The following is a 19,736-nucleotide window of genomic DNA, read 5'->3' as shown; positions in this document are numbered from 1 at the left end:
CAGGGTCAGTAAAGGAGCAGCAGGCTCATGTCCAAAAATCCTTTAAACAAACAAACGGTGCTGCAGGGCACACTTATACTGACCGTATCCTGGATTATCATCAGAATCCTGGGCGCGATTTACCGTGTGCCGCTGACCCGGATGATCGGTGATGTTGGAATGGGTATTTACGCTGTACCCAATCAATTTTACTTGTTGTTTTTTACAATTTCCTCCGCCGGGATACCGGTTGCGGTGGCGACCATTGTGTCGGAAAAAATGGCTATGGGCCATTACCGGGATGCCCTGCGGGCATTTCGTATGGCCAGAACAGCGATGCTCATTATGGGGTTATTCTTCTCAATATTGTTATTTACCGGTGCGGGGTGGTTGATTAGAAGCGGTCTGGTCCCCAATCCCGATGCCTTCCTGGGAATGCGGGCCATTGCCCCCGTTATTTTTTTTGCCGCTGTTACGGCGGCCTACCGGGGACTGTTTCAAGGCTTGCAAAACATGCGGGCGGTGGCCTACTCCCAATTAGTCGATCAAACGATGCTGGTGGCGGCAACTTTGCTGTTCAGTTATTTGCTATTGCCCAAGGGGTTGGCCATAGCGGCAGCCGGTGCCAACCTGGGCGCTGTGCCGGGCGCCATTGCGGCCACACTGATGCTGGTAATCCTTTATCGCAGTCAAAGGCGGGAACTGCTTGAATTAGTAAAAAAAGATTTTTCGGGTGCCAGGGAAAGCACGCTATCCTTGCTGAAAAGAGTTTTTAGCACTGCACTGCCGATTTCTTTTGCCAGCGTAGCCATGTCCATAACCGCAATTATTGATCACAAATTAATTGTTGACCGGCTGCAGTTGGTGGGCTATACCCACGAGCAGGCCATAGCCCAGTACGGCCAGTTTAACCAAATGGCCATGTCTTTTATCAATATTTCCATTGCTCTTGCTCTTTCTATGGGAGCAAGTATCGTTCCGGCAATTGCGGAAAACTTTGCCGTAAAAAATTTGGAACGAATTAAAAACCAGGTATCCCAGGCTGTTAGAATAGCAGTTGTCTTTGCGCTTCCGGCGGCAGCGGGCTTATACCTGCTGGCCGGCCAACTAACCCTTTTGGTGTTTGCCGAAAAATCTGCCGGTGTGCCACTGGCGGCTTTAGCCGGCGTGGTTGTTTTCTGGTCGGTGCACCTGGTTACTGCGGGAGCGCTCCAGGGCATGGGTAAGGCTATAATCCCGGTGCAAAATTTAATCATTGGTATTATCATTAAACTTGCCATAACTTATTACTTCACCCCAACCCCGCTGGGCATACGGGCTGCAGCATTTGGAACAGTGGTCATATTTATCGTGTCTTCTATTCTTAATGTCGTTGCTATAGCCAGGCTGGTAGGCTTTAGTTTCAATTTCAGCAGAACGGTTTTTCTCCCCGGTCTGGCTACGATTGCTATGTCTGCTGCTGTTCTGGCAGTTTACCAGTCAGCGCTAATACATGTTGGCGGCAACACCTGGCCCACTTTATTTGCAGTCATAACCGGAGCAGTGGTGTATCCGGTAGCGCTTATAGCGCTGGGGGGCGTTATGGCTGACGATGTGCGAAGACTACCGGTTATTGGATCAAAGGTTGCTTCCCTGCTTGAAAAAATGGGAAAAAGTTAAAATTAAATTTACCAAACTTTAGCTATTATATTTGTCATATCTAACGGCAATAATAGAATCAACGGGTTCGTAATAGTCGAACCAAGTTCGCTGCAGGGTCTCAAGTGAGGCTCTGCAGTGGACGGCCAAAGGTCGATATCGGGTTAAAAGCTCGGTATTGGCCGGCGGTAAGATCGATATGTGATCCGGCAGGCTATATTGCAGTCTATTGCGGATTGTAATATGGTCTTAAGGGTTGCTTACCGGTCGAGTTCAGGTCATTTGGGGTATTATAATTGCAATTGTTTGACTGCGCTGGTTCGCGGCAGTCGAGAGATTGTCGCGGGCTTAAAAGATATCCCAAATGGCCGAGCAAAGGTTATTATGGGTTTTCATACTCCGGTCTGCGGTAGCCGAAAGGTTATCTCAGGCTGTGAAGATACTCATAATAGCCGGCGCGAAGATTATTACGGGCTCATTAAAATAAGGAACCTCCTTTCCTAACAGAAGGGAGGTTCTTTATGTGTTTTCATAAAACAATCAGCGGCGGGCGGTTTCCGGTTGATTTATATTGATTCATTGGTGAATATTTTGGCTCGGCGGATCCGCTATCCAGCTTATAAAGCTCTATAAGCAGAAATAATAGCTTGTCCATTTGGCTGATTATTTCATTAAAATAATGAATTACCTTTTCAGGATAATCAACCCGGGAAGCGAGCTGTGCGCATCCGCTGATTACAGTAAGCGAGTTGATTATTTTGTTGAAAAGCATGTCCCTTGAATTGTCATACATTTACATCCTTCCCCCTTCAAACTCTGGTTGCTGTTATTTAATGGCAACTTTTTACACATTATAACAATTAATTAATTATAGATCAAGATATATTTTCAAAAAAATACAAAATATAGCATGATAATTTTGTCACATTAATTTGAGTTAGGTCAGTTAAAATTGGTAGAGGAATTATGGGATGGTAAGACTAATTTTTCTTGATTTGGTGAAAATATATGGCGGAGGTGTCAATTTTAATGGATGACCATAAAAATTATGGAGAGCGGAAAATTTCAGTAGACCGTTATAAACTGTACAATCCACCCTTAGATCCTTCTATTCAACATTTTCCAACAGGTGAAAAAGACAAGCAAAAGAAATAGTTTTTTGCCAATAATTGATGCCTAAGGCCTTCGGAAAAAACTCCGAAGGCCTTTTTAAGGACAGCAAAATTTTAAAATATTGCCGTTACATTTTATCATTTTGGTGGTCTGAACCCGGCAGCCCGGGCTTGCTCCTCGGTTTTAAACCATATTTCAGCTTTAGTGTGATCGTAATACCTTCCTCCGGGCAGATGATAAATTTTTTCACCCTTGGAGTTGATATTCCCTTTTATTAGACCTTTACCATTGGAATCTACATAGATTTTGGGGGAAGGCCGGGTGGCATCACCTGTACTTGATGCGCTAATACTATTATCCGGTGGATTTTTTTCTGTTGCAACATTAATTTTTTCGCCATCGGTGGTAAATGTAATTGTCCCGTTTAAATCAGTTCGAAAAACTTTTATCCCATGTAACTTTTCCAGAGTTTCCTTGTGGGGATGGCCATAATCATTGCCCGCACCGGCGCTGATTACCGCATACCGGGGGGCAACTGCTTTGAGAAAGCCCTCTGATGTCGAATACCGGCTGCCATGGTGACCAACCTTTAAAACGTCGGCTTGGGTACTTATAGCGCTGCTAAGCAGCATTTCAGCTTCTGATTGTTCACCGGCATCTCCTGTTAAAAGGAAACTGATTTGGTTGAATGTTACTTTAATAACAGCGGAGTAGTTGTTCAAGTCTTCGTATTCTGCTTTGTTGGGAGCCAGCATTGTAACATTTAACTTGCCGGAATTTATAATTTGCACCCCGGCCCTGGCAGGGGTTATTTTTAACCCCTTGGCCTGGACCGCCTTTAGTACGTCTTCAAAAGTTTTTGTTGTTGAGGTGACCTGGGGCATGTATAATTTACCTATTTTGAAGCTCTTGATAACTGTATCGAGACCGCCAATGTGGTCTTCATGCGGGTGGGTGCCAATAAGATAATCAATTTGTTTGACCCCGTATTGCCTGAGGTAGTTGACTACAGCAGCCCCGTCATCATTATTGCCGGCGTCTACCAGCATGTTCCGGCCGTTGGGCATCTGGACTAAAATGCTGTCGGCTTGGCCTACATCGAGAAAACAAACCCTCATTTGTCCTGGCTGAAGGGAGGGGGTTTTAGATGTTGTCGTAGTTGAGCTGGAACAGCCGGCAGCAAACAAAAGGAAAATAATCAGGGCTAGCGCCCAAAAGTGTTTTCGTTTAGGCATAAGTAATTACCCTCCCCATTAATTACCCTGGACTAGCTTTCAAACAGCTTATCGGCCTGTTCATTGATTATTCTTTTCCTGGTTTCTGTAGCTTCCCGGTCTACCGTGATTTGTACTTTTATGACATCACCCGGCCTAGCTTCTTTGGGTAACAGAGTTTTGGGAATGTGAAACGTTCTGCGGTTAATTTCAATTATGGCGTACTGGCCTTCAAAACGGTCGATGATTAGCATCTTATAGCCTCCTTGTTACACAGTGCATTTATTATATTACATTGCTGATTTTATTGAAAATAGCTTTTTCTTTTTTTAGTGGACGTTTTCCTGTGATATATATACCCGCTTGGTCTTTTTTTCTAAAAAATTATCTTTTGCTGTAACAAGTGCACTCAGCTAGATACAAGGTATTATAAAAAGCAAAAAAGAAACCGCTGCTTGATACGGATGGGAAACTCCATGTCTATGTAGTATAGAAAACCACATAATGACTGATTGTAATACGTGTGGTGTCTTAAGTATAACCGTGAAAAGTCTTGAAAATAGTTAAAACATTATCATAACCCAGGTAATTTCTATTACTTTACTCAATTTAGCCTTAAAGGGTCTTATTTGGCTGTTGTTAAAATGTCATACTTTACTGTAAAATAATTTCAAGGCAGGATATAGTAATAAAAACTATATAATAAGTTAGTAGACAAAACATAACACAGTATTGCTAATTAGCTTACTAACTAATGCCTGACACCAAAAATAAAAGGAGGCGGTTTTGTGGGTTTATTTAAAAGAATCGGCGATAATTTGAGGGCTAATTTGAACAGTCTGCTGGACAAAGCTGAAGATCCGGTAAAAATGCTGGAACAATACTTGCGGGATATGGAGGACGACATAGCCGACGCGGAAGCGGCGGTGGCCAAACAAATCGCAGTGGTTAAACGGCTGGAAGCATCATGTAAAGATGCCGGTTTGATGGTGGAAAAAAGGGTTGATCAGGCTAAGCAAGCCCTGGCACAAAACCGGGAAGACCTGGCCAGAAAGGCGCTGGAGGACAAGAAAATTCATGCAGCCAAAGCGGAGGATTACCGGGGACAGTGGGAGCGGGCCCGTGCCGTAGCAGATAGCCTGAAAAAACAGCTTCTGGATATGAAAGACGAATTCGAAAAAATGCAGGCCAAAAAAGCTACACTGATTGCCAGGGCCAACGCTGCCCGGGCGCAAATGGAAATTAACAAAACCATGAGCGGGTTTGGCAAAGATACTGCACTAAAAGGGTTCCAGCGCATGGAAGACAAGGTGCTGCAATACGAAGCCGAGTCGGCAGCGGGCCTGGAGCTTCGTAATTACAGCAAGGGTATTGATGAAGAACTGGCCGAATTGGGTAATAACCAGTCTGAAATTGATGAGGAACTGGCCCGGTTAAAAGAGTCATTAAAAGATCAGCAATAACGAAAGGATCAGGATTGCGCGGGGGGTGTTAAAAGGTTAAAAGCATAACAGGGCGAGGGTGATAACCAATGTTGATGAAAATCTTCCAATTGTGTTTCGGCGTGGGAGCCATATTTGCTGCAGCATCATTTGTTCTGGGTCAGTTGCTGGATTTTGCCGATATAGACGGTGATTTTGATACGGCTCCGGAAACGGATGCCGATGGGCCGGGAACGGAGGCTCCCATATCCCCTTTCAAACCCGTAATCATGGCAGCTTTTCTAACAGTTTTCGGGGGGGTAGGAATAATTGGGGCAGGCTACCTGAAAATGCATCTAGCTATCGCCTTGCCCCTGGCGTTGGCCTGCGGACTGCTGATCAGCACTTTAATGTATAAGTTTCTGCTTGTGCCACTTTATAAAGCTCAAACCGGCGCGGTGTCGCAGCGGGATTTAATCGGTCAAATTGCTACGGTTACAATGGGTATTTACGAGGGCAGGTTCGGTAAAATCACTTATGTTGTCAACGGCAATACATATACCGCACCGGCCAGAACTGTGGATGGAGAGGAGATACCAGGCGGGACCAAAGTGGCTATTGTTGACATTAAGAAAAACGTTTATATGGTTACTAAAATCTAAAGGAGGTTATGCGTGTGTATCTAACAGCATTTGTTATTGTTGCAGTAATAATCCTGCTTTCTCTAAGTGTGGCAACTATGTGGAAGAAGGTTCCCCAGGATAAGGCCCTGGTGGTAACCGGTTTGAAAAAAAGGGTGATTTCCGGCGGTGGCGGGTTTGTCATCCCGCTGTTGGAGCGATCTGACAGGATATCACTGGAGAATATGAAAATCAGCGTCGAAACCAGGGGCGCGCTGACTGAGCAGGGTGTCGATATCAAGGCCGACGGTGTGGCAGTGATTAAGGTTAAGTCCGACAAGGAATCCATCCTTTCAGCGCTGGAACAGTTTAATACGGGTAAAGAGGCGGATACCATTGCCGTAATTAAAGATACTGCCAAAGACGTGCTGGAAGGCAAATTGAGGGAGATTATTTCCAAGCTTACTGTTGAAGAAATATACAAAGACCGGGAAAAATTCGCCTCCCAGGTGCAGGAAGTGGCCGCTGTGGACCTGGCTGAAATGGGTTTGGAGATTAAGGCTTTTACTATCCGGGATATTTCAGATGACAATGGTTACCTGGAGGCACTGGGCAAGAAAAGAATCGCAGAAGTAAAACGGGATGCGGACATAGCCGAAGCGGAAGCGATGAAAGAAACCCATATTAAAACTGCTGAAGCCAACAGGTTGGGTGAGGAAGCAAGGCTGATTGCCGAAACGCAAATAGCTGAAGCCACCAAGGAAAAAGAGCTGAAAGTTCACCAGTACAGACAGGAGCAGGAAACTAAAAAGGCCGGTGCAGACCTGGCCTACGATACAGAGGCCAGCAAGGTGCAGCAAAGTGTGGAGCAGGAAAAGATGCAGATCGAGATTGTTAGAAAGAAAAAGGAAATTGAGTTAGCCGAACAAGAGTCACTGCGCAGGGAGAGGGAGCTTCAGGCGACAATGAAATTACAGGCAGATGCTGAAAAGTATAGCCAGGAAAAACAGGCGGAGGCTGTTAAATTCAAGAACATTCAGGATGCGCAGGCAAAGGCGGAAAGTATTAGGCTGCTTGGTGAGGCCAATGCCCAGGCCAAAAAGATTGAAGGTGAGGCAGAGGTTGAAGTAATTCGCAAAAAAGGTGAAGCAGAGGCTCAAATCCTGCTTAAAAAAGCAGAAGCGTTCAAGCAGTACAACGATGCGGCTGTAGCGCAAATGATAATTGACAAACTGCCCGAAATCGCAAAGAGTATTGCCGAACCGCTTTCCAAAGTTGAGAAAATAGTTATCGTTGATTCGGGCAGCGGCCAGGGGCACGGGGCTGCCAAGGTTTCAGGCTATGTAACGGATATTTTATCAACCTTGCCTGAAACTGTAAAGGGTCTTACCGGATATGATTTAATGGACCTCTTTAAAAAAGGTATGTCGGGCCAAACGGTAGAAGGTCAGGCAGTGAAACAAGAAGGAGGCCTGGCACAGGAAACTATGTAATAATAACTAATCAGTTGAACAAAGTTTATAGCTGCGGTGGGAATATTAAACTTCTTTAACCGGTACTTGAAACAAAAAAGCCGCTCCACTTGTGGGCGGCTTAACTATGAGCGCTTATAAATAAAAGGCCTGAACCCTAAAAAAGGGGCAGGTCTGTCGGGAATTATTCGTAAATTTTCTCATCCGCGGCTTCGGCTTCCGCGGCATCTAACTCGTAGTTCCTGGCCTGGCGGGCTTTTAAATTTTGATGGTACTCGCGGTACCACTCGTGGGCGGTGATTAATGACATCACCTCGTTGGTGCCGGTCCAGATTGAGGCCAGACCCAGGTCACGCACAATGCGCTCTACCGGGAACACGTTGGTATAACCGATTCCGCCCATCACCTGCATGGCGTTTTTGGCAACCTTTTGGCAGGATTCGGTTACAAACTTTTTGGTTTCGCTGACCATGCGCCGGATCAGGTTCATCTCCTCTTTGGCATCGACGGCCCGGCTGGTGGTATAAATTATCGAACGGGCGGCGTCCAGCAGTATGGCCGCCTCGGCCACCTGGAAGCTGACTCCCTGGAACTGGTTGATGACCTGGCCAAAGGCCTTGCGCCGGGAAGTGTACTGGGTTGCGATTTCCAGAGCGGGGCGAGCGGCGCCGATGGTCATGGCAGCAGTGCCGAGACGCTCAGGGATCATCATCGTATTAAATACGGCATAGGCGCCGTTAAACCTGCCGACAATATTTTCTTTGGGCACTTTCACATCCTTAAAGACAATACGCCCGGCACCGCCGCCGCGGCACCCCATTAACCCGTAAAGGTATTCCACTTCAACGCCCGGCCCGCGGTCAACGATAAAGCAAGTCAGCGCTTTATGCGGGTGGGCTTTGGGGTCAAAATCCGTGCGGGCGTAAACCAGGAAGAAGTCGGCGCCCTCTGCGCCAACGATGAAACGCTTCTGCCCGTTCAGCACAAAGTAGTCTCCTTTGTCTTCCGCAATAGAGGATGTGCCGAAGAAGTCGGAACCGGCTCGCGGCTCGGTGAGACATTCGGCGGCAAATAAATCACCGGCCAGCAGTGGTTGGACGTACTTTTCTTTTTGCTCGTCGGTTCCGTGCAGGATGATGGCGTCACAAACAAGTTCCGCGCCTACGCCAAAGACGCAGGCAAAGATGTAGCCCAGGGTCCCCACCTCTTCCATTATCATGCAGGTGGTTACCCAGTCCATATCCCGGCCGCCCCACTGTTTGGGGTAGCGACAGCCCAGCAGGTTGCGCCTACCGGCTTCCTGTAAAAACTCCTTGGGAAAACGGATCTTGTCCTGATCCATGTCCATAATCATTTGGCGGGGCACCCATTTAACCAGTTCCCTGACTTCTTCGCGAATTTTTTTCTGTTCTTCAGTAAGTATAAAGTCAAACACAATTATTCTCCTCTCTTAATCCCGGTAAACAAAACAATAATATTTGGTTAAAACTGTTGGCCAAGCTTGCCGGCAGCAGTATTGCCCAGGAAGCTGCCGCCGCGGCTATGGATATTTGTGGTGGGCGGGGCTATCTTAAAGGGTGTCCGGTCGAAAAATACTTGCGAGATGCCAGGGTGATGTCCTTAATCGAAGGTACAAACAATATCCAAAAAACTGTCATGGCCTCCCAGATGTGAAAAAGGACTCATATAGTTGTCTTATCCCGCCGGGAACCGTACGATAAAGGTAGTGCCGCCGGTTCCGGAGGTAACACCTATCCTGGCATTGTGGCGGGCTGCTATCCCGTAGCACACTGCCATCCCCAGTCCCGTACCCTGGTCTTTAGTGGTAAAAAAAGGTGTACCTAACTTCTCGATAACTTCTGGTGACATCCCTTTCCCCTGATCTTGCACCTCCAGGCATACACCTTGTCCGGTTGTGTAGGTGCTTATGGTAACCACTCCGCTTTGGGGCATGGCTTCCAGCCCGTTGCGGGTGAGGTTAAGAATTAACTGCCGGAGCTCTTTGTCATTAAGCATTAAATCGGGTACGGCATTCAATTGGGTTTCAATATACTTGTCCATTCGCATGGCGTCGGCCTGGATTAACGGCAGCAGAGTAGTAATTATGTCATTTAAATTTTGCATTTTCAGCTTTGTTTCTTTATTTCTACCCAGGGAGAGAAATTCGGTGATAATGGAGTTGGCCCGGTCCAATTCTTCAATCATCAGGTTATAATAGCCTTTATAATGAGCACATTCCTCTTTGCCGGACAATAATTGCAAAAAGCCCCGGATGGTGGTCATGGGGTTTCTGACCTCGTGGCTGATGCCCGCGGCCATTTCTCCCACCAGATTGAGACGTTCCAACCTGAGCATTTCCTTTTCCAACTGCTTTCGCTCGGTAACATCGCGGGCCACGGCATATATTAATTCTTGTGTCGGGTCATAAACAGCCACCCATTCCAGCCATTTTGTAGAGCCGTCTCTACAGAAATAACGGTTATTGAGTTTTATGACCGGCTTTCCGGCATTAAGATGCTGGTATAAACCTTTTGTCTTTTCCAGATCCTCCGGATGTACAAAATCTGTTATTTGTCTGGCTATCAAATCGTCTTTGGTGTACCCGAGTATCTTTTCAATTGCGGAATTAATGCGGTGTACATAACCTTTCGTATCAAAAATACAAAGCATGTCCAGCGACAGGTCAAAAAAATTGTCCAGTTCCTTTTCCGCATGTTTTCTTTCGGTAATATTTTCCACCATGCGAATAATAAAAACAGGATCGCCCAGTGAACTGCGTACAACAGAAGCTGATAGTTTCGCCCAGAGCATTTTGCCGTCCTTTCGAATGTATCGCTTTTCCAACTGGTACTGGTCCCATTTACCAGCTATCAGTTTGCTGTAAAGATCCAGGTCTTTTTTTATGTCATCCGGGTGAGTTAACTCCGTAAAAGCGATTCCCCTAAGCTCTTGTTCACTGTAACCCAGTAAACTTTGCAAAGCCGGGTTGCTTTCCAGAATTAGACCTTCTGCATTCAGCACGGCCATTCCGATAATAGCGTGATTAAAAACAGTACTGTAGCGAATCCGGCTGTTTTGTACTTCCTCTTCCATCTGTTTGTACTTGGTAATTTCTTTGGCCAATATTAAAACGCACTTTCTGTCATCCAAATCAATTATGTTAGCCGACACCAGAAGGATGCCCGTTTTAGCAATGTTATTGTATAGGGGCATTTCAAGGTTATGAACTTCTCCCTGTTCCAGGAGCAAATGCCACAGCTTTTGTAGGTCTTCTAATAATGTAGGCATGTTGAATTCATTCCGGGTACGGCCAATAACGCTTTCCCTGCGCAGGCCGGTAACTTTAAGCCAGCTTTCGTTAACCTCAATGATCTTTTGTGTCTCTAAATCAATAATAATCATTAAATCCGGGCTGGCATTAAATATTTTATAAAAACGTTCTTCCGAAGCCTGCAGTTTTTTCCCAACTAACCTGTTTTCCCTGCGGACTTCGGCTTCGCGCAGTTCCCGGTCGATGGCCGGGATGAGCCTGCCCATATTCCCCTTGAAGATGTAATCATGTGCACCTGCCTTCATTGTTTCTACGGCAATTTCTTCGGAAATCTGACCGGATAAAATAATAAAAGGCACTTCATAGCCATGTTCTTTCATCAGCTTTAAAGCAGTCAGCCCGTTAAAGGACGGCATAACATAATCGCTGATGATTAAATCCCATTCGCGCGTTTCCAGTGCCTTTGACATCGCAGGCCCCGTCCATACCTGCTCATAAGCGGGATCATAACCACCACGCCGCAGTTCCCGCAGCAGCAACAGCATGTCGTCTTCTGAATCCTCCACAATTAAGACGCGTAAAAGTTTTTCGGCCATAAAACTTACCTCCGCGGAATCTCATTAAGAACCATCCAGTAGAGTCCCAACTGCCGCACCGCCTCGGTGAATTGATTGAAATCAACCGGCTTGCGGACATAGCTGTTGGCTCCTAAATCATAACTGCTGATAATATCTTGTTCTTCGCTGGAGGAAGTGAGAATTACGACCGAAAGGTATTTGGTCCGCTCGTCGGCGCGAATTCTCCTTAATACTTCCAGACCGTCAATTTTGGGCAGCTTTAGGTCAAGTAAAACCAGTGTCGGCGTAGTATTAATGTCCCGGTCTGTATATGCGCCGGTACCGAACAGATAATCCAGCGCTTCCGCTCCATTCTGAGCTACGATAATTTCATTAATTAAATTGTTTTTCCTGAGCGCCCGCCTGGTCAATTCCACATCATCGGGGTTGTCCTCAACTAATAAGATAATGTTTTTGTCCATGATAGATTACCTCCTGTTGCATATTTTGATTAAGGCGGTTTATTGGCGTTAGACTTTTAACGTAAAGTAAAAAATTGCCCCTTGGTTAACTGTGCCCTTAGCCCAAACCTGTCCCCCGTGGCGGTGGATGATGCGCTGGACGGTGGCCAGCCCAATGCCGTTGCCCGGAAATTCATTCATGTTGTGGAGACGCTGGAAGGCTCCGAACATCTTGCTTGAGTATTCCATTTCAAAGCCTGCGCCGTTATCACTTATGTAATAAACAGTTTTGCCTTTTTGTTCCAGGACGCCGAATTCAATTTTTGAGTTAAGGACCTTGTCGGTAAACTTCCAGGCATTACCCAGCAGGTTTTCCAGTGCAATCTTGATCAGCCTTGCATCGCCTTGAACAGTCATGCCCGGGGTAATAACGCATTCCACTGAGCGCTCGGGCTGTTTATCATGCAAATTGGCGATGATCTGCCAGGCCAGTGCAGTCAGGTCCACGTTACTCAAAGTTAACTCCTGTCTGGTGACCCGCGAAAGTTTTAATAAATCGTCAATCAGTTGTCCCATGCGTTGACTGGCTTGCCGCACACGCCGTAAATAATCCCGGCCCTGGCTATCTAATTTATCGGCATAATCCTCTAATAATACCTGGCTGAAGCCGTCAATGCTCCGCAAAGGGCTTCGTAAATCATGAGAGACGGAATAGCTAAAAGATGCCAGTTCTTTATTGATAACCTCCAATTCCATGGCCCGCCGCTGTAAATTTTGGTTCAGTTGCCATATTTTCTGTTCATCCTGTTTGCGCTGGGTAATGTCACGTATGACCATTGTTGCCCGGGGATAGCCATTTTTATCTATAAATAAAGCAGCTGTTACTTCACCGGGGAAAATTGTACCGTTTTTGCGTTTGTAATCTAATTCTCCTTTAGCGGAACCCTTACATGCCTTTTCTGCCCGGAAAAGCGGCAATCTGGGGTCTGCCAGATCAACAATGCTATCTCTGTTGATTTCGAGCAACTCCTTCTCTGTATAACCAAAAATTTGACAGGCCCCGTGATTGGCGGCATAAATTCTACCGTCATCCGGGTCGGTAAGCAGTATCGCTTCCGGGCAATTATTAAATAACGAGCGGTAGATTTCCCTGCTTTCCCGCAGTTCTGCCTCAATTACTTTGCGCTCGGCGATTTCCTGCACTAATTTTTGGTTAACCCTTTTAAACTCATCTTCCATTTCTTTGCGTTCAACAATGGTGCTAATGAGTATAGCCGAAGTATGTAGTCGCTGCTTGGCAATATCTATAATATAAGGCGGCCGGTGCAGGTACGTAACGGCCAATTGCATCAGTTTATCGGTTGGCACGCGATAAAGCTCTGCAATCTCCTGCAATCTGTTATGATCTGTGGGCGGGCTGCCGTAGGCAAAGTTGATGGCACCGATTGCTTCACCCTTTGCCACTAATGGAACCGCATAAATGCGAATCCCTCCGCGGCACTCAATGTCAACAGGCTTAGCTGTTTCAATAGCAACCTTGGCGGATTCTGTCCAACATGATTCATGGCAGTGCCATTTGCCAGAAGTCAGTGCTTTCTTATTATCAGTCGTGTGGCAAAGATTAAACGAGGCCTGGTTAAGGAAGCGGCACCAACCGGAAGTGAAAGTGTCCATGGCATAGTCCCCGTTTTTTTCGTAAATGGCCGATGCGGTCTCCATTAAGTCCAAATAATCGTGGGCAACCCTGTGTAAGATTTCCTCTCCCACTGCGTTCAAAATACGGCGGCAGGTATTAAGCTCGGCTAGGCTGCCGTAGGGTTGTCCCAAAACTTTAGCCCCATTGTTTTGCCGGGTGTTTGAACGGGTTAACAGCCATTCGATATTTTTTAAATTCTTTTCCGCCTGGGTGAGGCGCAGGGTAACTTGTTTTAACTGCATGCTTCTTTTTATGTGAATTCGCTTTTTAAAAAAGCCGCAATCCAATGCTCTTCCCCCGATCCATTTTTACAAGCAAAAAAAATTCATATTCACCAAATTATCTATTATTTTTGACACCTAACTTGTTAATTCCTTTTTTTGCATATAAAAATACTAGAATACTACTTAAACAGGAATTGGGATTCCTCAGCCTTAATTGGGCCGATGGATATCAGAAATTTAATTAAGGGGATATACAAAGCCTGACGTTTTTATATCGTCAGGCTTTGTAAACTTGTTTAAAAAATCTTTTTCTGGCGGCAATACTCCTCAACTTCCATTAAAGTTTCACCAAACCGCTGGTAGTGTACAATTTCTCTCTCCCTTAAGAATCGCAAAACATCAGTAACCAGGGGGTCGTCAGATAATTTAATCAGGTTTTCATAAACCGCCCTGGCTTTCTGTTCCGCGGCCAGGTTTTCATGCAGGTCGGCAACCGGATCATCCGTAGCTGAAACATACGCTGCAATCCAGGGCACCCCGGCAGCGTTTTCCCAGTATAATGACTTGCCGTGGTCTGCGTAATGGGCGCCTAAATCCGCAGCTTTAATGGCTTCTACCGGGGCACCTTCCAGCAGTTTATAGACAAGCGTTGCTATGATTTCCATATGGGCCATTTCTTCTGTTCCAATGTCGGTTAAAACACCCTTTGCTTTACCTGTTGGCATTGTATAACGCATATTTAAATAGCGAAGTGCAGCCGATGACTCCCCTTCCGGCCCGCCATACTGGGTGATGACATATTTAGCCAGACGCGGGTTAGGAGCACTAACCTTTACTGGATATTGCAGTTTTTTTTCATATAGCCACATTTTTACAATTCCTTTCTTCTTTTTATAACATTAATATTTAATTTCCCAGGGCCACGGGCTATCCACCCATTTCCAATAATTTTGCATGGCGGGGGAGTAACCAAAATTAACTAAAGGGCCATAAATACTTTCATATTTTCTTACACATTGCATCAAGCTCTGGTGTGTACTGTTATATAATGCCAGTGCTTGCTGGTCTTCGGGGTGAGTATCCAAATATAAATTCAATTCAACTGCAACGAATGATAATTGCTGTATTTCCAGTAGCATTTTGGCTTGATTGTAATCGGCCATAAAATCACCTCCCAACCTTAGCAGGCCATGGCCTATACAATTCAGGGAATAATGTTCCTTTTTCTAAAGCCACAGCCGGTGGATATAGTTGCCCACCAAGCCTTTGAATAGGGATATAAGCCCTGGCAAGCTCTAAACCAGGTATATTCGGGCTGCCAGGGTAATAGCCGGCATATTGACTGGTATTTGGGGCATTGGCCGTTTTGGGATTGGTGTCTGGTTGTTGTTTTTCCTTGCTCAAAAGACATACCTCCAAAATATTACATTATGTTTAACAATATATTCAGTTATAGGTGCTTTGTTCCAATATGAAGTAAAAAACATGTTTAATTCATCAAAAAGATGCATGTTTACGGAGTGTGGGTGTGAGGCGGAAAATAAGAGAGTGTGAAATGGTAAAGCAAAAAGGGCCTATAAAAGACCCTTTTTGCTTTTGCACCTATTTAAGAAATATCGAAGCCAAAGTGGGAGCAAAACAAGTTGCTCAGAGTGGGGTCAAACTGTAATCCGCTTTGACTGCGGATTTCCGCCAGAGCCTCATCTTGGCTGATGGCACTGCGATATACACGGTCACTTGTCATCAGATCAAAAGCATCTATAATAGCAAAAATCCTGGAAAGATAAGGTATTTGTTCTCCCTTTAAGCCGTTTGGATAGCCGGTACCGTCCCAACTTTCCCGCAAAGACAGTATCGTTTCGGCCACGCCCGGCTCACCAATTGACTGCGCCATTCTATACCCAATTTCACTGCAATTCTTAACAATTTCCCATTCTCTGGGAGTCAGTGGCCCTGGTTTTTTTAGAATATCTTCAGGGATTGCCAATTTGCCGACATCGTGTAATGTGGCCACCAGCATAAGATTGTTCTTTTCGATGGATTCAGCACCATAGCCTAAAAGGTCAGCAAACTTGCCGGCTATTTCTTTTGCTCTGATAATATGACCTGACGGTATAATAGACCTTGTTTCCAGAACAGTTGCCATTTTTTTGACAATGTTCATTCTTACTGTTTTTTGGCTCAATAGTTTATTTTTATACATTCTGCTCTCTGCTACAGCGAATAAATCAGTAATATTCTGGTTTAAGCCGGCCATCGTAGCGGTTCCAATGGAAAAGCTAATATCTACAACATCACGGCAGGCTTCACGGCATGCGGCATTAATATCTTCCACTATTTTCTGGCAGTCAGATGGCCCGGTAGCAGGAAGGATAATTAAAAATTCATCACCGCCCCAGCGGGCAATAATATCTTTTGCACGGCAGCACGTTCTAAAAATTTTTGCTACACTAACAATTAACTCGTCACCCTTTTGATGCCCAAAAACATCATTAGTTAATTTTAGTCCGTTCATATCAGCTAAAATAATACTTATTGGTAAGTTAGCGGTGGTAATAATCTGGGGAATTTGTTTATCTATATAAAATCTATTATATAAAGAAGTTAAACTGTCGTGTTCGCTTAAATATTTAACCTTAGCTTCAGTTTTAATTTTTTCAGTAATATCCGTTAGAATAATAAGAATTGCATAGTCTTCTTCGAGCCAATCAATTAACTTATATCTAACATCAATATGCCTGTTGTTGATGTTAATTCTGGTTGGCAATAGTTTTAATCGCTCTTCACTTTTCTCCCGGAAAGCAGAGCTAAAAGCATTGGTGTAGTATTGCTGCTGTTCATAGTTATCGCTCAGCAATAATGCTATGTTATCTTTTTTTATTTTTTTATCAAAAATTCTAATGCATTCAACGCTGTACTCCTCGTCAACAAGGAGGTCTTTTCCAAAGGATAAAAAACCCTGGTTTGAATTATCCAGTAAACTTTTTATTTTATATTCCCTATCTTTTAATGTTTTTCCCTGGGCATCGCTTATTTTTACTACTTTCTTGGTAAATTTTAATAATTTTTTATAATTATCAACTAGCTTTTTGTATTTGGGCAGTAATTCACTATTTGAATAATTATTGCTTGCTATATCGTCGGTGCAGGATTCCAAAATGCTCATTTCTTCATTAAACAGCGATCTATCTTGCTGGCTACCCAAAGATGCAACCCGCCTTTCCAGGATATTATATAACCTTAAAAGCCAGTAAGGTTATATCATCTCTTTGAGATTCATCCCCCATATATTCTGAAAGCTCTTTTAAAAATATTTCGCGCTGTTTAAATAGGGGTTCCTGGTAGTGCTTATTAATTAATCCTATAAAGTTCCTTTTGCCAAAACAATAATTTTTTGCACCACCATTTTGATCGATATAACCATCTGAAGTAATATAAAAAAGGTCGTTGTTGTTAAATTTAACAACACTTTCTGTAAAATTATATTCCTCGCTTGTCATAATGTAACCGGCGCTTTTTCTATTTCCTTTCAGCACTTTTAATTCCTGGCCGCTCTTAATATAAAGTGAAAATTTAGCCCCGGCGAAAGTAAGGTTATTATCAATACCAATAAAACAAATTCCGATATCCAACCCATCATCGGTTAATGAGTTCCTGTCCTGTTGTTTTAACGTCTGTTTGATCAAGTAATTTAATTTTTGAATAATCTCAGAAGGCTTTTCTTCTGCGCCGGTTACAATTTGATTCAATAGCGTAATTGACAGCATACTCATAAGAGCTCCCGGAACACCATGCCCGGTGCAGTCTCCAATGGCCACAAAGAAACCTGAACTGAACTTTTTGATCCAGTAAAAATCTCCGCCCACCATATCCCTGGGCTGCCAGATTAAAAAATAATCTTGAAATACTTCAGTTAAAGTTTCACTTGAAGGCAAAACTGATTTTTGGATTCTCCGGGCATAATCAATACTATCAGTTAATTTTTCATTTTTTTCCTTTAGCTCCAGTGTTCTAGCCAAAACCTTTTGCTCGAGTTCCAGGTTTAATTCTACGGCTTTTTTGTAAGGGTTGACCAGTTTATTTGTTACAAAGTAGAAAAAGAAAGTGATAGAAATCAATACAATTAAAGAGGCCAGAAAGGTATTTAGCTTAATGGTATCCAGAAAAGTAATGGATGCGCTCCTTGGTATTTGTGACAGCAGGTACCACTGTGTAGAGTTTAAGGGATAAACGATTAAGTCTGTTAAACCAAATTTACTGTTTTGGTATTCAAAGGTGTAATGGACTGATTGGTTGTCACTCAAACTATGTAATATTTTCTCTTTTACCTCTCGCGGTATAAAATTTTGTATATTTTTCCCGCTATGTTCCACGTTATCAGATAGATAGATATCACCTTGCCGGTCAATTAACCAAACATTGCTATTTTTACTATGTTTGTATTGCTGAAGCTCTTGGGCCATATCTTTAAGCCCTAATCCCACTCCGGTAATGGCGATGGGCTGGTCAGTACCGCCCATTAAAGCGTCTACAAAAACAAAGGTATCTTTTCTTTCCTGGTTGTAATCGTACTGTATGGTGATTGATTCCGGGGAAGCAAGCGTTTTGAAGAACCAATCGTCATCAGGGTCGCTCTGGCTCATCGTATCAATTATTTTGCCGTTTTCGTCCCAGTAGTGGTTTGTTATCGCGCTAACTATAAAAGAATTGGTATAACCAAAATCAGCTACCAGGGTATTTATTTTTTTTAAAGCATAGTCTGTTTGTAGTTTATTTGCCTCACCATTCTTGACCCAATCAATTATTTGTGGATCTTTGGCCAGCAGCAGAGAGATTTCCTTGGCCCGTTCTATACGACTGTCGATTTTATAAGATATAGATTCAGAGATATTTACAAGGTCCTGGTTTTTTAGTTTATGAACAACTTCATTTTTAGTAATGCGATATGTAATCAAGCCAGTTAAGCAGATAGAAAAAATAATAATAATGCTGGCAAATGAAATTATTTTTATAATATCCGAGTCGGGTGCAATTTTACTTTGATTTTTTAGTTCCATCCATCTAAACCTCGTTACTAGCTTTGTTAATTTACTATGTGTTAACCCTCACGCGGTACGATGTTGAATGACAGTTTCGTATCTTCTTTGAATTCTTCGGCACATTCTAATTCACTTTCATTATCAACATCATAATACCAGTTTAGTGCTATATTTTTACCTGATAAAAAGGCGGCATCAAATTTTTCCAGCAGCATCATAATGCATTTTGAACTGCTGGTATTGATATAAGGCAGTTTGAAATCAATCTTAACAGTGGCCTTCGTGTGCAATTCCGCTAGATACCCATCAATCCATTGAAAAACCGGCTCATAAAATTTAAATGCATTTTCAGGATATGACTGCCCGCTTATGGAAAGTATATTGTTATCCGGGTTAAAATTTATTTCCGGTGTGCTTTTGGTTTCACTAATAATTAATTTTTTCAAGGTATATCCCCCCAATGACTCTCTAGACTATTGCTTTTAAGGTAAAAAAAGAAAACTGTTCATCTATATCAACTATGGAGTATTGTAGTGGCTGACTGGCCTTTCTGGCGATGTCAATAAGGCCTATCCCGGCACTTGTGCTGTCAGGGGGAAGCTCCTGCTTTAATTTTTGTTTATATAATTTTTTCAGTTCTTCTTTATTCAGGCTGGTTACTGCGCTTATAGTACTTTGGAGTTTTTCTAAGTCACTATTTACTATTATATTGCCGGAGCAAATATATTTTCCGTTATTAGCTGTATTGCCAATAATAACAATACAGGAGTTGGCAATTTGCTCATAGGCGTCTATAAAATTTCCACTGGCGCAATAATTCTTTATATTTTGTGTTTGCTCAATAAAGATAGAAAAAATATTGAAAATATCAGTTTTAGGTTGATCTTCTGTTTCCAAATATTTTTTAAGTGCTTCGCCCAATTCTTCTATTATTTCCTGCGAAAATTTACCTGAAAAACTAATGAGAACACCGTCTTCTCTCAACTGTTTTTGCAACGCGAGTAACTTGGGATTCATTTACAAACCTCCCT

Annotated in this window: 20 protein-coding genes; 6 read left to right on the top strand and 14 right to left on the bottom strand. The window is 43.6% G+C overall.

Features of this window, described 5'->3' with window-relative positions; translation table 11 throughout:
• Positions 1 to 27: 27 nt before the first annotated feature.
• Positions 28 to 1,638 carry a putative polysaccharide biosynthesis protein gene (locus BM056_RS22915; protein ID WP_092475007.1) on the top strand — a complete coding sequence of 537 codons (1,611 nt, stop codon included), beginning with the start codon at positions 28 to 30 and terminating at the stop codon, positions 1,636 to 1,638.
• A gap of 508 nt (positions 1,639 to 2,146) precedes the next feature.
• On the opposite strand, the gene BM056_RS22910 is transcribed toward BM056_RS22915, so the two are convergent.
• A complete protein-coding gene (locus BM056_RS22910) occupies positions 2,147 to 2,410 on the bottom strand; it encodes a hypothetical protein (protein ID WP_092475004.1) in 264 nt (87 codons plus the stop codon).
• Positions 2,411 to 2,646: 236 nt separating this feature from the next.
• On the opposite strand from BM056_RS22910, the gene BM056_RS27440 reads away from it, so the two are divergent.
• Positions 2,647 to 2,772 carry a hypothetical protein gene (locus tag BM056_RS27440; RefSeq protein WP_274377585.1) on the top strand — a complete coding sequence of 42 codons (126 nt, stop codon included), beginning with the start codon at positions 2,647 to 2,649 and terminating at the stop codon, positions 2,770 to 2,772.
• Positions 2,773 to 2,867: 95 nt separating this feature from the next.
• On the opposite strand, the gene BM056_RS22905 is transcribed toward BM056_RS27440, so the two are convergent.
• Together BM056_RS22905 and BM056_RS22900 are read right to left on the bottom strand one after the other, a co-directional pair.
• Positions 2,868 to 3,965 (bottom strand): ComEC/Rec2 family competence protein, encoded by a 1,098-nt coding sequence (locus BM056_RS22905; RefSeq protein WP_092475001.1) that lies wholly within the window; start codon positions 3,963 to 3,965, stop codon positions 2,868 to 2,870.
• Positions 3,966 to 3,997: 32 nt separating this feature from the next.
• Positions 3,998 to 4,198 (bottom strand): DUF3006 domain-containing protein, encoded by a 201-nt coding sequence (locus BM056_RS22900; protein ID WP_092474997.1) that lies wholly within the window; start codon positions 4,196 to 4,198, stop codon positions 3,998 to 4,000.
• A gap of 534 nt (positions 4,199 to 4,732) precedes the next feature.
• Between BM056_RS22900 and BM056_RS22895 the strand changes: the two genes are divergently transcribed.
• The 3 genes from BM056_RS22895 (at position 4,733) to BM056_RS22885 (ending at position 7,478) form a co-directional block, all read left to right on the top strand.
• A complete protein-coding gene (locus tag BM056_RS22895; protein ID WP_092474993.1) occupies positions 4,733 to 5,407 on the top strand; it encodes a PspA/IM30 family protein in 675 nt (224 codons plus the stop codon).
• A 68-nt stretch (positions 5,408 to 5,475) separates the two neighbouring features.
• Positions 5,476 to 6,027, top strand: coding sequence for an NfeD family membrane protein (locus BM056_RS22890; RefSeq protein WP_092474989.1), 552 nt, complete (start codon positions 5,476 to 5,478; stop codon positions 6,025 to 6,027).
• 14 nt (positions 6,028 to 6,041) lie between these two features.
• Positions 6,042 to 7,478: a flotillin family protein gene (locus BM056_RS22885; protein WP_238456622.1), complete on the top strand. Its 1,437-nt coding sequence runs from the start codon at positions 6,042 to 6,044 to the stop codon at positions 7,476 to 7,478.
• Positions 7,479 to 7,641: 163 nt separating this feature from the next.
• Here the strand turns inward: BM056_RS22885 and BM056_RS22880 are convergent, their stop codons facing one another.
• Entirely contained in the window at positions 7,642 to 8,892 is a 1,251-nt protein-coding gene (locus tag BM056_RS22880) for an acyl-CoA dehydrogenase family protein (RefSeq protein ID WP_092474987.1), read from the bottom strand.
• Between the two features lie 56 nt (positions 8,893 to 8,948).
• Between BM056_RS22880 and BM056_RS22875 the strand changes: the two genes are divergently transcribed.
• Entirely contained in the window at positions 8,949 to 9,131 is a 183-nt protein-coding gene (locus tag BM056_RS22875; RefSeq protein ID WP_165613679.1) for an acyl-CoA dehydrogenase family protein, read from the top strand.
• A 21-nt stretch (positions 9,132 to 9,152) separates the two neighbouring features.
• Here the strand turns inward: BM056_RS22875 and BM056_RS22870 are convergent, their stop codons facing one another.
• The 10 genes from BM056_RS22870 to BM056_RS22825 form a co-directional block, all read right to left on the bottom strand.
• Positions 9,153 to 11,324, bottom strand: coding sequence for a PAS domain S-box protein (locus BM056_RS22870; RefSeq protein ID WP_092474981.1), 2,172 nt, complete (start codon positions 11,322 to 11,324; stop codon positions 9,153 to 9,155).
• Positions 11,325 to 11,329: 5 nt separating this feature from the next.
• Positions 11,330 to 11,767 (bottom strand): response regulator, encoded by a 438-nt coding sequence (locus BM056_RS22865; protein ID WP_092474978.1) that lies wholly within the window; start codon positions 11,765 to 11,767, stop codon positions 11,330 to 11,332.
• A gap of 48 nt (positions 11,768 to 11,815) precedes the next feature.
• Complete coding sequence (locus tag BM056_RS22860) at positions 11,816 to 13,684, bottom strand: sensor histidine kinase (RefSeq protein ID WP_131820824.1); 1,869 nt, start codon at positions 13,682 to 13,684, stop codon at positions 11,816 to 11,818.
• Between the two features lie 278 nt (positions 13,685 to 13,962).
• Positions 13,963 to 14,535 carry a manganese catalase family protein gene (locus tag BM056_RS22855; protein WP_092474970.1) on the bottom strand — a complete coding sequence of 191 codons (573 nt, stop codon included), beginning with the start codon at positions 14,533 to 14,535 and terminating at the stop codon, positions 13,963 to 13,965.
• A gap of 30 nt (positions 14,536 to 14,565) precedes the next feature.
• Positions 14,566 to 14,829 carry a spore coat protein CotJB gene (locus BM056_RS22850; RefSeq protein WP_092474967.1) on the bottom strand — a complete coding sequence of 88 codons (264 nt, stop codon included), beginning with the start codon at positions 14,827 to 14,829 and terminating at the stop codon, positions 14,566 to 14,568.
• A gap of 4 nt (positions 14,830 to 14,833) precedes the next feature.
• Positions 14,834 to 15,070, bottom strand: a complete 237-nt coding sequence (locus BM056_RS22845; RefSeq protein ID WP_238456621.1) for a spore coat associated protein CotJA — start codon at positions 15,068 to 15,070, stop codon at positions 14,834 to 14,836.
• A 202-nt stretch (positions 15,071 to 15,272) separates the two neighbouring features.
• Positions 15,273 to 16,871, bottom strand: coding sequence for a sensor domain-containing diguanylate cyclase/phosphohydrolase (locus tag BM056_RS22840; protein WP_092474959.1), 1,599 nt, complete (start codon positions 16,869 to 16,871; stop codon positions 15,273 to 15,275).
• 25 nt (positions 16,872 to 16,896) lie between these two features.
• A complete protein-coding gene (locus tag BM056_RS22835) occupies positions 16,897 to 18,621 on the bottom strand; it encodes a SpoIIE family protein phosphatase (RefSeq protein WP_238456620.1) in 1,725 nt (574 codons plus the stop codon).
• Positions 18,622 to 18,764: 143 nt separating this feature from the next.
• The gene (locus BM056_RS22830; protein WP_092474952.1) at positions 18,765 to 19,151 is read right to left on the bottom strand and encodes a DUF1987 domain-containing protein; all 387 of its coding nucleotides are present in this window, start codon (positions 19,149 to 19,151) and stop codon (positions 18,765 to 18,767) included.
• Between the two features lie 22 nt (positions 19,152 to 19,173).
• Entirely contained in the window at positions 19,174 to 19,722 is a 549-nt protein-coding gene (locus BM056_RS22825; RefSeq protein ID WP_092474949.1) for a SiaB family protein kinase, read from the bottom strand.
• Positions 19,723 to 19,736: the final 14 nt, after the last annotated feature.

The sequence above is a fragment of the Desulfotruncus arcticus DSM 17038 genome, assembly GCF_900113335.1.
Lineage (GTDB): Bacteria > Bacillota > Desulfotomaculia > Desulfotomaculales > Desulfallaceae > Desulfotruncus > Desulfotruncus arcticus.
This window is presented reverse-complemented; position numbering and strand designations above follow the sequence as displayed.